A 14,446-nucleotide genomic window follows, 5' to 3' on the forward strand; every position below is an offset into this window, starting at 1 on the left:
ATCCTGTCCGACTGATTTTTTAGATCATTTTCTGACATAGACAGGTTCTTATGAAACGGTAATACGCAGCGGTGTTGGAACGGGTTCCACTAATTTAAAGGTTTTAAGGATTTGGCCTGAAACTCGGCAATATCCTTGAATTCCTCTTCAAATTTACGTGAAATGCGGATATAGATCGGCAGTAAATCACGGTAAATATCCACATGCTCTGCCACGGGCTTATGCTGGTGAGTGGTACCGATCATACCGGATACAGCGTCCAGCGAATCAATCCGTCCCAGTGCGTACAAGCCTAAAATAGCTGCGCCAAGACAGGAGCTTTCCAGACTTTCCGGGATAATGACCTCCTGATCGAAAATATCCGCCATGAGCTGTCGCCACAGCTCCGAGCGTGCGAATCCGCCAGTGGCGTGAATGACCGAAGGTCTGTCGATGACCTCTTCCATGGCCAGCATAACCGTGTACAGGTTGAACAGCACACCCTCCAGAGCGGCGCGGATCATATGCTCTTTTTTGTGACGCAGGGACAAGCCGAAGAAGGAGCCGCGGGCATTCGGGTCCCACAGAGGCGCACGTTCTCCCGACAGATACGGGAGAAAGAGCAGGCCGTCCGAGCCGGGGCGTACCTGTTCCGCGATTTGGGTCAGCACATGGTACGGATCAAGCCCTAACCGTTTGGCGGTTTCCACCTCGGAGGCTGCAAATTCATCGCGAATCCAGCGGAACACAATGCCGCCATTGTTCACCGGGCCGCCGATCACCCACAGCTTTTCGGTCAATGCGTAGCAGAAAAAGCGTCCCTTGTCATCGGTCAACGGCTTATCAACCACGGTACGGATGGCTCCGCTGGTACCGATCGTGACAGCGACAACTCCCGGTTTGATGGCATTCACACCAAGGTTGGACAAGACACCGTCACTGGCTCCGATGACAAAAGGAGTCGTCTCCAGCAAGCCCATGTCATGCGCACAGGTCGCATCCAGTCCCTTCAGGACGTGAGTTGTCGGCACCAGCTCAGACAACTGCTCCTTTGTGACACCGGCAATACGTAGCGCTTCTTCGTCCCAATCCAACTGCTCCAAATTCATGAGACCGGTAGCGGATGCAATCGAATGATCCACGACATATTGCTGGAATAACCGGGCAAACACATATTCCTTGATAGAAATATATTTGTACGTTTGTGCCGCAATATCCGGTAAATCCCGTGTAATCCACATCAGCTTCGTCAGCGGCGACATGGGATGAACGGGCGTCCCGGTTCGTAAGTAAATGTCATGTCCATGGTATTTATGCTTGAGCGCTTCAGCCCATTTGGCGCTGCGGTTATCTGCCCATGTGATCGAGGCGGTCAGCGGCTTGCCGTTCTTGTCCACCGCCAGCACGCTGTGCATGGCCGAACTGAAGGAGACGAACAACACATGCTCGGCTGCTACTCCGCTTTTTTTCATGACCTCCTGCACCGTTGTCACGACGGCTTTGAAAATATCCTCCGGGTCCTGCTCCGCCGCATCCGGCTCAGGTGTATGCAGTGGATAGCCTACATGATGCTGGGCAGCAATATTGCCGTTTTCTTCGAAAAGTACCGCCTTGGTACTGGTCGTACCGATATCAACGCCGATCATATATTGGGTGTCTGCCATATTCAATCTCCCCTTCACTTACCGTTATTAGCTCATTATCGTTAAATTAACACACTCAGCAGCATAATCAAACCAAAGGCGACCAGGGAAGCAAACACGATTACATTCATATGCGCCCCCGTAGCGACCGCTGCAAGGCAACGACAAGTATGTATACTTGTCGACAACTTTAGTCTAAAAAGGAACTGCGCCAGCTTAGAGCACCTAAAGCGCGGTGCAGCGGCTCCTTTTATACATTTTACAAATTAGGACAGACTCTTGCGGTAGGGGGACAGAACGCTGTCGTTTACCGCGTTGCGGGTGTCCCGGTAATGATCCTTGATAAATTCGGACAGCTCCTGAGCGCTCCCTTGGTTTAAAGCGTTTGCAAAGGTACGATGATTGTGAATCGTGACTTGGGATTCTTCAATCTTGGACGTAAAGCGTTGTTCTGTGGCAGCCAGCATGACCGTCAGGATCAACTGCCTCATTCCGTTCCAGGTGTGGAGAATACGAGTATGGCCTGCTTCCAGCACCAGAGCCTCATGGAAATTGAAGTCCTGAAGAGAAAATTCAACGACGTCTCTGTGCTTGAGAGCGACTTCCATTTTATCAATCATCCGGTTTAAAGCGGTCACCAACCCTGCATTGTCTCTATGTACAAATCTTTGTACAACAAAATGCTCAATCAGCATTCGCACATCGAAAAGCTCCTCCATATCAGCGGGCGTCATGCCGATGACAATCGCGCCCATGCGTTCCAAGCGAAGCAATCCTTCACTGGAAAGCACTTTTAACGCTTCACGAACAGGAGAACGGCTGGTGCCAAAATCGGCAGCAATCTGATTTTCAGATAATACCGTGCCGGGTGTCTGCATGCCACGGATAATCTGAAGTCGAAGCTCACAAGCAATCCTTTCACCAAGCGATGCACCCTGTAGCCAGACTGACGGATATTTCATGTGCATACTCCTATCCTGGAAATTTCGGTTGCCTCTTTCGGGCATACTTGTATACAAGTTATGAAGTATTATATACCCCGCAAAAGATACTTGTAAACGGTGTCAATGGACATCGGTTCCATTTCAGTGCTTTTAGCGTTACAATAGAAGCAGAAAAAAGCAGCAGTGAAAGTGGAACGAACACGGAAAAGAAGGAGATCGTTTAATGATTATTATTAAAACCAAAGAACAAATTGAAAATATGAAGAAAGCTGGCGAAATTTTGGCTGCTTGCCACCGGGAAATTGCCAAAATGATCAAGCCTGGAATTACAACGCTGGAAATTGACGCCTTCGCGGAATCGTTTATGAAAAAGCATGGCGCTACGCCGGAACAAAAGGGCTACAACGGCTACCAGTTTGCGACTTGCGGATCGCCTAACGATGTCATTTGCCACGGTTTCCCGAACAAGACACCGTTGAAGGACGGGGACATTGTGACGATTGACATGGTCGTAAACCTGAACGGCTGGCTGGCAGATTCCGCCTGGTCGTATGCAGTGGGTAATGTTTCCGAGCAGGCGCAAAAGCTGCTGGACGTTACCAAGGAATCCCTGTACAGAGGGATTGAGCAGGCTGTAATCGGTAACCGGATCGGCGATATTTCCCATGCGATCCAAACCTATGCGGAAGCGGAAGGCTTCTCGGTTGTTCGCGAATTTATTGGTCACGGCATCGGGGAAGATATGCATGAGCAACCGCAGGTGCCGCATTATGGGCCACCACATCGCGGACCGCGCTTGAAGGAAGGCATGGTCATTACAATTGAGCCGATGCTGAATACAGGCACCTACCGCAGCAAAGTGGATGCGGATGGTTGGACGGCGCGTACACTGGATGGCGGTTTGTCGGCGCAATACGAGCATACGCTGGCGATTACAGCGGACGGCCCGATTATTTTGACACAGCAATAAACCAGGTAGGTGTATTACAGAAAAAGGGGCTGTCCAGAGGACAGTCTCTTTTAGCATAGGCACCTCGCTGTTATGTATATTCGCCTTTTCTCGCCTTGTTTAAGGGAGATCATTTGGGCAAGGTGCTAGTCAAAGTAAGTGATGCTGATATGTAACTTCCCGAGCGTCAGAGTCAGCACGAAGAGCTGATCGAGCAGGCGGATCGGATGCTGTATACTGCGAAGACGGAAGGGCGCAATCGGGTAGCTTTTTCCGGGCAGTTGTGATGCAGCTCTACAACAAGCCCAAAAGACACGACTTCCTGTTGGAAGATCGTGTCTTTTGGGTTCAGCATTTTGCGACATTCGATTCCCAACGCTCGAAAGTACAATAGATAGACGAACTAAAGCGTTTCGATCTATATATTGCTAATTTGAAATCGCTCTTGGGATTGATGCAAAAATGCTCGGGTGTATGCAACAACATGCTTGCTGCACGCGAGTATCTGTTTGTCAGATTCGGACTTCTGCCTCATTCGGATTAAGGTGACGATATTGAAAATACATACGAAGTCGCCAGTGCAGCAATGTCCCGAAGGCGAGGATGAAAAATAGCCCCGCCGTCTGTGGAATGGTAATGTAGCGCTGGATAAACTCATGCAGCAGCAAGCGAACGATCAGCAGACTGATCAGGATAAAAAAGAAGGTGCGTGAGCGTTGTACAAAAACTTGTCCTTCTTGCATCTCAAACTTGGTGCTGCGAATCAGCGGATACGAGAATATAAACCAGCCGACCAGAAAAGCGCCCATTGCCCAAAGCCAGGGAACCCGTACCTCTGGCACGATAAACATCATAAAGCCGGTGCTCATACCGAGCGGAGGGATGATAATCTTTTTGGCGTTAACCGGGCGATGGCCTGTCTTCATACGGATGAAAATAGCCGAAACAGCGATCAAGATCATGCCGAAGGTTGCGCCATATTGCAGAATTGGGGTGCTGATATGAATCATGGACTGGGCCCCCTCTATAAGGAAATGTAAGCGTTATTGGACAGACTGCAAACCTTTTTTATTATACCACATATGTAATGGATATATTTAGTTACAGTCTTTCCTCCGGCAAGCGGATTATACGCTTGATTGTGGTGACTGGCCCAACGATCTCGGGTCTCTATCATACTTATGCAAGATGCTCTGCTTGTACCTCTCCTTGCGCCGATTTTTTCTCCTGACGCATGATATACCCCATGGCTGCAATAATAAGGATAAAAGCGATGAGTGCGAGAAAAGGAATGGTAATAAAATCAAACCAGTTCAGGTAATCCTGCTCACAGGATACTCTTCCACAGGACGTTGAAGCCTGCGTAGCCGCTTTGGCGGCTGCATGGATACGCTGAATCGTAAAGTGATAGGCCGAAATGGCGCCTCCAATAATAGCCAACGGCATGACATAACGACGTATTCCCGTATCTCCCCGAAAATAAGCGATTCCGAGCAAAAGGGTTAGGGGATACATCAGAATGCGTTGAAACCAGCACAGCTTGCAAGGCTCGTACCCCAAAATCTCGCTGAGATACAGACTGCCTAATGTGGCCACACAAGCCACAACCCAGGCGGCAAACAAAGCTATATCTGTTTTTTTAAACGATCCAATCATAGTAACGCTCCTTTTTGGATTCAAATGAGAACAAAATGAACTCACCGAGTCTTGTCCGATCAGCAGACATCTGCTGATATGGATGTCTTATCCATATTGTACTGTATTTTGAGTGCAGGGTCATACTTAAACATATTGACATCATTCACTATCGTTTTTATAATTACAATAGTTTGGGAAGTTAATAAGGATTCAAGATTCAAGATTCAGATATATATACTATGAGAAATGTAGGAGTGTGTCCAGAATGTCGAGTATCCAAAAAAACGAAACTCTGTCTGTCATTAGTGAAAGACATGCGGTAAAAAGTTATGTTAAGGATTTTAAATTGCCAGAGGAAGATCTGGAAGCTATTTTGATAGCTGCGATAGAAGCTCCTTCTGCCTGGAACCTTCAACACTGGAAATTCCTCGTGATTGAAACCGAAGCTGACAAGCAAAAGTTGCTGCCTATCGCTTACAATCAGGGGCAAGTAGCGGAAAGCTCTGTGACCATTGCCGTTTTGGGTGATCTGGAAGCGAACCGTAACGCTGTGATTTATGATCAAGCGGTAGACGCTGGTACAATGCCTGCGGAGATCCGTGACGCATTGGTAGGTCAAATCAACGGTGCTTACCAAAACGCACAAGTAGCTCGCGATGCAGCGATCCTGAACTCTGCTTTTGCGGCACAAAACATTATGCTGGCTGCTAAATCGCTTGGCTATGACACTTGCGCTATAGGTGGTTTCATTCCTGCGCAATTAATTGAGCAATTCAACATTCCTGCACGTTACTTGCCAACGATGCTGATTACGGTAGGTAAAGCACAAATACCAGCACGTCCATCAGGACGTTTCCCATTGTCTGAAGTTGTTGTAAAAGGTAGCTTCTAAGAAGAATTTTTAAACATCAGGATTTTGCAAAATTCGATTCCAACCGCTCCAAAGTGCAATATATAGACGAATAAAACCATTTCGATCTATATATTGTCGATTACAAGTCGCTTTTTGGATTTTTGCAAAATCCTCACATAAAAAGGGTGTTCCTGCAACCGTCGTGGTTGGGGGAACACCCTTTTGTTATGCCTGCCTTGCATTGCGAGAATGCTTTTACTCTAATCCGAACGCTTGGAGACCAGATATACCAGCTCCAGCGTCAGAATAGGCAAAAAGACAGAAGCCGGATAGGCCAGATAGCGTGGCTCCCATTGCGGCTTGAACTTATCCTTGAAGCGGCGCAGCCCTTGAAAGCCGTAAAAATGTCCTCCGTATTGGAAAACGAGCCGAGCCAGCTTTTCCTCGCGCAACGCTTTTTCGCTTTGTCCTACTTGGGACAGCGGAGCCATGCCGAGATTGAAGGTCGTATACCCGCTGTCTTTGGCCCACTCGATCACTCGTGTGAACAAGTAGTCCATCGTGCCATTTGGCGTATCGGGCAGATGACGCATCAGGTCTATGGAGACCGTCTGTCCACGGTCATAGGCAGGGGCCATCGTCGCGAAGGCGATGATCTTTCCTTCAGTGTCCTTTAACAGCGCAATCGGGGCTAACTGAAGATAAGGCTCTTTGAACCAGCCGAGCGAATAGCCTTTCTCCTTCCGTCCATCCAGCCAGATATTCGAAATGTGACGAAGCTCCTCCATTAATGCTCCATCCAAAGGCGGCTGGATCATCTCGAACGTGTACCCCTCGCGGTCAAAGCGGTTTTTGGCGCTGCGCAGCACCTGATTGCTTTTACCTGTCAGTGTAAAGGACTCCAGCGACACCAGCGCTTCCTCGCCCAGCTTGAAAAACCGATAGCCGTTCTCATGGTAGATGGACAAATACTCTGGTGATGCCTGATAAAATACAGCCGTTAACGCATATCGGTCTGCAAAGCGCTGAAATTCCTGAATCGCTTCGCTCACACGTTCCTTCGGACCGAGCGGGTCACCTAACACAATCAGTTTGTCCCGGCTGCGGGCATAGGGAATAACCACTTGCTCGTTCTTGGTCCAGTACAGATACTTATCGCCGAGAAAGAGCATATGAGAAACCAAATTGCCGTCCTGCTTTTCCAAAAATGCTTTTAGCTTATCCAGCTCTTGCGAGTCAGGCAGATTGCCAATTCCACGCTGGGGACGGAGGAAGAAATACACCGTCAGGAACACCCACGCCAAAATCAGACTGAACACCGCTGTAACCCCGTAATCGCTGCGGTTCATAAAAAAGTCCAGATGGACCTTGGCGTGCAGATTGCGCATAAACGCAGTATTGGAGCCTGCCCCAATCATAAAGTAAGCGCCGGTCACGAGCAGAGACAATCCGCCCCAGATTAAAATATTGTGCCGATTCAGCGGCGCACTAACCCGATAAAACCGCGAGCGCGAGATCCACAGCATCAGCGCTACGAACAACAGGAATAGAGCTTCCTCGAAATCCAGGCCTTTAATGAAGGTGAAAATGGCCCCTGCAAGCAGCAGTACCAGCGTCAGCCGCAGGGCTCTGCGAATGCGCAAGGATATTCCGTGAGACAGCACCACGAGCATAATTCCGATGATGACGGAGATTTCATGCGACAGGCGCATGACGGGCAGACTGAGCAGATGCTCGGCAAAACGCAGTCGATATAGCAGACCCGGCGTAGCAGCCGACAGAAGGAGCACTACGCCGGAGATGAGTACCAGCTTGCCAAGTGCCCATACCCCCAGGTCGGCCAGAAAGCGGAATTGACCAGGCCAGCCCCATACCTTTTGCCAAGCGTTGAGTGAGGTTTCCCAACTTGTCTCTGCCAGTTGGCTCAGGCGTTCGCTGCGCGGAATCATTTCCAGCGCAGCCAACACGAGGCCGATCAACCACGGAATGATGTAATAAAAGACGCGAAAGACCAGCAGCACAGCCAATGCCCGATCCGAGTTGGCGCCTGCCATTTGCAGCCCAAGCAGGGCAATAATATCGAAGGCGCCGACTCCTCCGGGCGCGAGACTGATCAGCCCGGCAATCGCGGCAATTACATAAATGCCAAACACGGCATTCATCGGCAGCTCATGCAGCAAGTGCGAGCCGATCCATGCAAAGGTAAGGCCGGCCAGCAGCCATTCCAGCAGCGAAGCGCCGATGGAGGCGGAGATGGTGGACCAGGAAAGCTGGCCAGCTCCCTTGTTGAACCATGTGGCGTACCGTTTGGATCGCTGCATAATCAGGAACAGTGGCAGGTACAGCGCCATTCCCCATAACGCCCAATGAAGCCACGGATGAGCATCCAGCACGGGCTGTACCGGATATAGATGGGCAATCCCGCCCCAGGCCAGCAAAGAAAGCCCGGTAATGACTACAGGCGAAAGGAACACCACCGCAGAGGTGATGATCCCCAGCGGCACGCCGCTTTTTTTGTACAGCACCGTGCGCAATCCCGCTCCTGTAAAGCCAGCGAAGCCAAAGACGTTATTGAAGGTGTTCGAAATCCAGGCGTACCGGAATGTCGCTGCGGGCTTGACCTGTAGCTTGAAATGATGCCTGATCACGTAATCGTATGCGCTCATGGCGGCCACGGCTATCAGTGAGAACAAGCCGATTTCGATGAGAAAGGTAGCATCCATTCGCCGCAGCTCATGAAGCATACGTGCCAGATTGAAGCTTTTCAGCTCTCGTCCGGCCTCCCATATAATAAAAGCCAATACAGCCAGCGGAAGCAAAATACGTGTCAGCCGCTGCCTGTAGATGGTCATCATGAACTGTACGATTTTAAAGGATTGGATCGGTTTGTGATTTGAATTCATAGATTCACCTGCCTGAAAAATAATGAAATAGATTCTGAATGATACACGGAAATATCATGCCCAATGAAAGGCTACTATATATTATACCTGTAATAAACGAACGAATAACAACAGAAGGGTTACGAAAACCGGATTTTCAGATTGATTGCCGTAAATAATTCCAATATAATGATAAAAAGCCTAGTCATTTACTTGGTAATGGAGCTGAACGGACATGAGTATGTGGGATCGTGATCTTTTTGTACGTCGATTGGAGCTGATGTGGCCGCAGGATGCTGACAAAAGCCGGTATCCATTTAACTTAAAAGCCATGCATCAATGGAATGAGCTGAAATTTCACCCGTCTGTTACCTATATTGTTGGAGAAAACGGTGTGGGTAAATCAACGCTTATGGAAGCGATAGCGGTCGCGTGGGGATTTAATCCGGAGGGCGGCACCAAAAATTTTAATTTCTCTACACAGGCCACGCATTCCTCGCTGCATGAGTATGTCCGGCTGGTGAGAGGGGTTCGCAAGCCGCGGGACGGTTTCTTTTTCCGTGCAGAAAGCTATTATAATCTGGCGACTCATATCGACGAGCTGGATCGGGAAGGAGAGGGCCGGCCCATCCGAGACTCCTATGGAGGAAAATCGTTGCATGCGCAGTCGCATGGCGAGTCTTTTTTTGCCGCATTTTTGCATCGGTTTGGAGGTCAGGGGCTGTATATTCTGGATGAGCCAGAGGCTGCGTTATCGCCCCTGCGCCAGATGGCCATGCTTGCACGTATCCACGAGCTGGTACAGCAGGGCTCGCAGTTCATCATTTCTACGCATTCCCCGATTTTGATGGCCTATCCCGACTCCGTCCTGTACCACCTGACACATGAAGGAATAGACACCCGGACGCTGGAGGAAACCGATCATTTTATCATCATGAAACAATTTCTGAACAACAAGGAAAAGATGATGCAGGAGCTATTCGAAGATCCCCAATAAGGAATGGGTGAACCTCAAGAGAGCTATCCGTACTCGTACAACTTAGACTTTAGCTACAAGAAGGCGACCTATACGTTGGTCCAAGCAGATGAGATCGAAGTTTGTCTTTTGCCCAAATATTCACCGGATTTGCACCTTATTATTGGTTATCATGCTCATTTATGGTATATGTATAAGGGGAAATAAAATGAGTATACTGCTCTTTTGATGAGGTGCGAATGTGAAGCTCACATAAAAACCCCGGATCCTTCGCACCTCGAAATTTGTCGAAAAACATTAAATCAGTTTACTTCAGTAGAAGTCAATGGTTGATTCAAGCCTTTTTGGCATCGTTTTTTGCTAAAATGTATGGAATTTATATCATTAAGGTATGAATTACTGCATTTTCGCTGTCGCACTCTATATGAGTGCGTGGATTGAAATATCGTCGTCAGCCTTGGCGATCAGCGCCCAACAGGAGTCGCACTCTACATGAGTCTGTGAATTGAAATACCAAGTGGAACTAAAAAGAATGGAATGCCTGTAGTCATAGTCAAATATGTAAGCTGAACTAAAAAATGTACATGGATAACTTAATAGACGGAATGGGGCTGTGCAAGCGAAGCACCATCCGTCTGTGGAGTGGCACGATAGGTAACTTTTACGAATTGCATATAGCAGATTGGGATCAAGCGCCTTTGCATTAAATTTAAAATTAGGGTTCTTCCAGTATTATGCTGTTAGTTCCTTTTTTTGTGCATTGTATATAGAACGCATGTTTGTATATAATTGATGCAGAAGAGTTATCTACGTGCTCCACGATGCCAAATGCAAGCTGCTAAGACTATTTCAGATTATTGATAATATTTAAGTTTGATTTATGATTGTTATTTGCTCGTGGGTCTATTAATATAGTGAAGAGTTTTGAACTAATAGTTGCAAAATAAGATTTTCGTATGCGAAATAAATAACCTTAGGAGGACAACACGCAACATGTCAGAATCACAATTGAAAATGGGGCCGTTGGTCATTTTAATGATTAATATGTTTATTGCCATGCTGGGAATTGGCCTCATCATTCCGATCCTCCCCAAATTCATGGGTTCCCTCGGAGGCACTGGTGAAACGGGAGGCTATCTGGTTGCCGTATTCGGCTTGACCCAGTTTCTGTTTTCACCGTTGGCTGGTGAATGGTCCGATAAATACGGACGCAAAAAAATGATCATTATCGGTTTGGTGATCATGACGATTTCTTCAGTATTATTTGCCATAGGGCATTCGTTGACGATGCTGTATATATCCCGTTTGCTCGGAGGCGCAGGGGCTGCCTTTATGATTCCTCCGATGATGGCTTATATTGCCGACATTACGACGGTACACAATCGCGGTCGGGGAATGGGTTTGTTGGGCGCGGCCATGTCTCTCGGGTTTGTTATCGGCCCTGGTGTGGGCGGCTTGCTGGCAGATATTTCGATACGCACGCCTTTGTACGTTTCGGCTGGAGTATCGGGTGTGGCTGCCCTGGTTTCGTTGATTTTGCTGCCCGAAACCTTGTCGATGGAGAAACAGTTGAAATTCCGGGATGTCAAAGTCAAACGCGACAATGTCATTAAGCAGTTTGCACTTTCTTTTCGCAAGCCGTACTTCATGCTGTTGATTATGATTTTCACCCTAACCTTTGGGCTGACGCATTTTGAAACCATGTTTCCTTTCTTCGTGACAGGCAAGTTTCATTACAATGAGCGCGATATTGCGATCATTATTACGGTAGGGGCACTGGTCGGAACGATAATTCAGGCGGTTGTGATCAGTCCGTTGTTGAATCGTTTTGGCGAAAAAGGTGTTATTATCGGCTCCTTTCTGTTTTCCGCGATTTCTCTTGTGCTTATGCTGCTCTCTGGCAACTTTTATTATGTACTCGGGGTATCGCTCATCTTCTTTACTGCAACGTCGCTGCTGCGACCAGCCATTAATACGGCTTTATCCAAAATGGCCGGGGATGAACAGGGAGTTGCAGCCGGGATGAATAATGCCTATATGAGTATCGGTAACATTTTGGGACCTGCGCTGGCGGGTACGTTGTTTGAGGTGCATATCAATCTGCCGTACATTTTCGGGGCGGTTATTCTCATCCTTAGTTTGGGACTGGCTGTAAAATGGAACAGCAAAGGTACACAAACGACAGCGGTTTAATGTTATTTTTCCTGTAAACATAGTCTCTTTTGGTGCGATCTGTGACGTTCTTGTGAACCACAGGTCGCGCCGAAGGAGACTATTTTTGGTATACATAGAGAAATGGTTAATGAAACGACTGCTTCGTGGGTAATAATGCATGGTAAGTTTACAAGGAAGACACAGAAATGAGATATAGCTCGAAAAAATCTGGGCAACAGCCCAAAGGAGACGAGAGCCGATGAAAGAGTGGAATGAACAGCTATTTTATACAGGAACTTATGCGCCTCGCCATGAGAGAGGAATTTATGTATGCGCTTTACGTGTTGAAAACGGAGATTTGCGTATCATTGGAGGCGTGGAAGGAATCGAGCGGCCTTCATTTCTGGCGTTGCACCCGGATGGGACCAAGCTGTATGCCGCCAGTGAGACAGAGGAAGGCGAGCTGTATGCGTATCAGGTGCATGCACAGACGGGAGAGCTGCACCCATTGGATCGAAAAGGGACCGAAGGGGCGCACACTTGCTATGTCTCAGTGACAGCGGATGGACGGTATGTGCTGGCTTCCAATTATTCAGGCGGCAATGCCGTGGTATTCCCGGTGACGGAAGCTGGAGGGTTGGGGGAAATGTCGGGGCAGGTCCAGCATACCGGCTCAGGTATTCGCCAGGACCGTCAGGATGCGGCACATCCGCATTCGATTATTCCTGATCCTTCAGGGCAGTACGCAATGGTATGTGATTTGGGGCTGGATCAGATTGTGGTATACCGTTTGACGGAAGACGGGAAACTGGTGACCCATCGTGAGGCAGACCTGCCGCCCGGTTCCGGTCCGCGTCATCTGGTCTTTCATCCTTCGCGTCCCTATGCCTTTGTGGCTAATGAGCTGAATAATACTGTCGCTGTATTTAGCTACAACGAACGCAACGGGGAGCTTCAATTGCTGCAAAGCTTGTCCACGCTGCCGGAAGGCATCATAGATGTGGAAAATACATCCGCAGACATTCGGATTACGCCTTGTGGACGCTATCTGTATGTGTCAAACCGAGGGCATAACAGCATCGTGCTGTACCATGTCGATCTGGACAGCGGTAAGCTGGAGACGGTTGAATGGGTGGAGACTTCTGGCAGCACGCCGCGTAACTTCAACATCCTGTCCGGGTATCTGGTTGTCGCGAATCAGGACGGAAATAACATCGTATCCTTTGCTATTCATAGCGAAGACGGACGATTGACTCGAACAGGATATGTGCTGGAAGTTCCTTCACCCGTGTGTATTGAGCCTGTGCGGCAGTCATAGCGTATGGCAAAAAGGCACGTTAGAAGAAGATAAAAAAATAAAAACACGGCGCTTTGCTTGCCATGAACGCATGGGGCAAAGGGCCGTGTTTTAGGGTCTGAGAAGAACAGGCTCTGAATGTTTATTTGCTGCTGTCGCCAGCTTCTACTGTTGCTGTTTTCGTATGGTTTTCCGCAGGCTTGTAGTACAAGCGGAACAGAATGTCCTGATTGTAGTTACCGAATCCAGTACCGAACAGGGTAACTCCTCCAACATGCTGGGCATCATCCAGAATGGCAATGCGGAATTTCCATTGTTTCTGATCAATCAGCAGCTGGCTTAAGGTCACATCGGATATTTGCTTGCCGTCCATAAAGGTACCCTTAGATGTAACGCGAAGTCTTTTGAGCAGACCGTATTGGTTGATAAAATCAGGCCACCATGCAGGTGTGTATTTCCCACGGTTATCGCCGAAATCTCCCGGGCTGGTCCAAGTCCCCAGATTCACATCGTTCAGGAAAAAGGTAATGTCCGAAGGCCAGTTGTCGTTGGTAAAAGGGGCCTCGGACGATAGTTCCATCGAAATTTCCAGCTCCTCGGCCTTTTGGCTGGACAGGAGGAAATTTGGTACTTTATAATCCATATAACCTTGACTAAACCACAGAATTTTGGAATTGAAGCGCTCAGGGTCCAGAAACGAACGAGGCTCATCGAATTCTCCGATAATTTTCTCGACGGTAGCCAGCCCGCAGGTCGGCTGAATTTCAAAATCCGTAAAGTGCCCGACGGAAATCTCCGTCTGATGAAATTGCCGTACATCCTGCTGATAGCGGGGCATAGCTATTTCAATTTTGTCCGTAGCCAGTGAGCATACTTTCTGCACGCCACCGCGTCCGGGCAGCATTTTGGTCGAAATAATGGACGCTCTCTCCAGCTTTTTAACATGCATGGTCATGATGGCACTGCTTAGTCCCAGCGCTTCCGCCAGCTCGCGTATATTCATTGGCTTCTCCGCAAGCAGAACAATCATGTTCAGCCGAACCTCACTGGCCAGTGCTTCATATACGGGAAGTGATTTTTCAGAAATGTCCAGTTGCATAGTTCCTCCAATTCTAACGCACATCAACAATT

General features: G+C 48.4%; 11 protein-coding genes. 5 read left to right on the plus strand and 6 right to left on the minus strand.

Annotated elements, in window-relative coordinates; all coding sequences use genetic code 11:
- Window positions 1–89: 89 nt before the first annotated feature.
- Window positions 90–1,643 (minus strand): gluconokinase, encoded by a 1,554-nt coding sequence (gntK, locus tag QD47_RS11615; protein WP_044646280.1) that lies wholly within the window; start codon window positions 1,641–1,643, stop codon window positions 90–92.
- Window positions 1,644–1,888: 245 nt separating this feature from the next.
- Window positions 1,889–2,584, minus strand: a complete 696-nt coding sequence (locus tag QD47_RS11620; RefSeq protein ID WP_044646281.1) for a GntR family transcriptional regulator — start codon at window positions 2,582–2,584, stop codon at window positions 1,889–1,891.
- Between the two features lie 205 nt (window positions 2,585–2,789).
- Between QD47_RS11620 and map the strand changes: the two genes are divergently transcribed.
- Window positions 2,790–3,536 carry a type I methionyl aminopeptidase gene (gene map / locus QD47_RS11625; protein WP_044646282.1) on the plus strand — a complete coding sequence of 249 codons (747 nt, stop codon included), beginning with the start codon at window positions 2,790–2,792 and terminating at the stop codon, window positions 3,534–3,536.
- A 491-nt stretch (window positions 3,537–4,027) separates the two neighbouring features.
- Here map and QD47_RS11630 read toward each other — a convergent pair whose 3' ends face one another.
- Together QD47_RS11630 and QD47_RS11635 are read right to left on the minus strand one after the other, a co-directional pair.
- Window positions 4,028–4,525: a CcdC family protein gene (locus QD47_RS11630; RefSeq protein ID WP_044646283.1), complete on the minus strand. Its 498-nt coding sequence runs from the start codon at window positions 4,523–4,525 to the stop codon at window positions 4,028–4,030.
- Between the two features lie 169 nt (window positions 4,526–4,694).
- Entirely contained in the window at window positions 4,695–5,171 is a 477-nt protein-coding gene (locus tag QD47_RS11635; protein WP_044646284.1) for a disulfide oxidoreductase, read from the minus strand.
- 247 nt (window positions 5,172–5,418) lie between these two features.
- On the opposite strand from QD47_RS11635, the gene QD47_RS11640 reads away from it, so the two are divergent.
- Window positions 5,419–6,045: a nitroreductase family protein gene (locus tag QD47_RS11640; protein WP_044646285.1), complete on the plus strand. Its 627-nt coding sequence runs from the start codon at window positions 5,419–5,421 to the stop codon at window positions 6,043–6,045.
- A gap of 221 nt (window positions 6,046–6,266) precedes the next feature.
- On the opposite strand, the gene mprF is transcribed toward QD47_RS11640, so the two are convergent.
- Window positions 6,267–8,909: a bifunctional lysylphosphatidylglycerol flippase/synthetase MprF gene (gene mprF, locus QD47_RS11645; RefSeq protein ID WP_044646286.1), complete on the minus strand. Its 2,643-nt coding sequence runs from the start codon at window positions 8,907–8,909 to the stop codon at window positions 6,267–6,269.
- A 214-nt stretch (window positions 8,910–9,123) separates the two neighbouring features.
- Between mprF and QD47_RS11650 the strand changes: the two genes are divergently transcribed.
- The 3 genes from QD47_RS11650 to QD47_RS11660 all read left to right on the plus strand — a co-directional run bounded on the left by QD47_RS11650 (window position 9,124) and on the right by QD47_RS11660 (window position 13,336).
- Window positions 9,124–9,885, plus strand: a complete 762-nt coding sequence (locus tag QD47_RS11650; protein ID WP_044646287.1) for an AAA family ATPase — start codon at window positions 9,124–9,126, stop codon at window positions 9,883–9,885.
- Window positions 9,886–10,857: 972 nt separating this feature from the next.
- Entirely contained in the window at window positions 10,858–12,057 is a 1,200-nt protein-coding gene (locus QD47_RS11655) for an MFS transporter (RefSeq protein WP_044646288.1), read from the plus strand.
- A gap of 220 nt (window positions 12,058–12,277) precedes the next feature.
- Window positions 12,278–13,336, plus strand: coding sequence for a lactonase family protein (locus QD47_RS11660; RefSeq protein WP_044646289.1), 1,059 nt, complete (start codon window positions 12,278–12,280; stop codon window positions 13,334–13,336).
- A gap of 121 nt (window positions 13,337–13,457) precedes the next feature.
- On the opposite strand, the gene QD47_RS11665 is transcribed toward QD47_RS11660, so the two are convergent.
- The gene (locus QD47_RS11665) at window positions 13,458–14,414 is read right to left on the minus strand and encodes an ArsR/SmtB family transcription factor (RefSeq protein ID WP_014279496.1); all 957 of its coding nucleotides are present in this window, start codon (window positions 14,412–14,414) and stop codon (window positions 13,458–13,460) included.
- Between the last annotated feature and the right edge of the window lie 32 nt (window positions 14,415–14,446).

It is taken from the genome of Paenibacillus terrae, assembly GCF_000943545.1.
Lineage (GTDB): Bacteria > Bacillota > Bacilli > Paenibacillales > Paenibacillaceae > Paenibacillus > Paenibacillus terrae_A.

Bases quoted from the DNA above. Each gene is read 5' to 3' on its own strand.
- gntK (WP_044646280.1), bottom strand. From the start codon at position 1,643: ATGGCAGACACCCAATATATGATCGGCGTTGATATCGGTACGACCAGT.
- QD47_RS11620 (WP_044646281.1), bottom strand. From the start codon at position 2,584: ATGAAATATCCGTCAGTCTGGCTACAGGGTGCATCGCTTGGTGAAAGG.
- map (WP_044646282.1), top strand. From the start codon at position 2,790: ATGATTATTATTAAAACCAAAGAACAAATTGAAAATATGAAGAAAGCT.
- QD47_RS11630 (WP_044646283.1), bottom strand. From the start codon at position 4,525: ATGATTCATATCAGCACCCCAATTCTGCAATATGGCGCAACCTTCGGC.
- QD47_RS11635 (WP_044646284.1), bottom strand. From the start codon at position 5,171: ATGATTGGATCGTTTAAAAAAACAGATATAGCTTTGTTTGCCGCCTGG.
- QD47_RS11640 (WP_044646285.1), top strand. From the start codon at position 5,419: ATGTCGAGTATCCAAAAAAACGAAACTCTGTCTGTCATTAGTGAAAGA.
- mprF (WP_044646286.1), bottom strand. From the start codon at position 8,909: ATGAATTCAAATCACAAACCGATCCAATCCTTTAAAATCGTACAGTTC.
- QD47_RS11650 (WP_044646287.1), top strand. From the start codon at position 9,124: ATGAGTATGTGGGATCGTGATCTTTTTGTACGTCGATTGGAGCTGATG.
- QD47_RS11655 (WP_044646288.1), top strand. From the start codon at position 10,858: ATGTCAGAATCACAATTGAAAATGGGGCCGTTGGTCATTTTAATGATT.
- QD47_RS11660 (WP_044646289.1), top strand. From the start codon at position 12,278: ATGAAAGAGTGGAATGAACAGCTATTTTATACAGGAACTTATGCGCCT.
- QD47_RS11665 (WP_014279496.1), bottom strand. From the start codon at position 14,414: ATGCAACTGGACATTTCTGAAAAATCACTTCCCGTATATGAAGCACTG.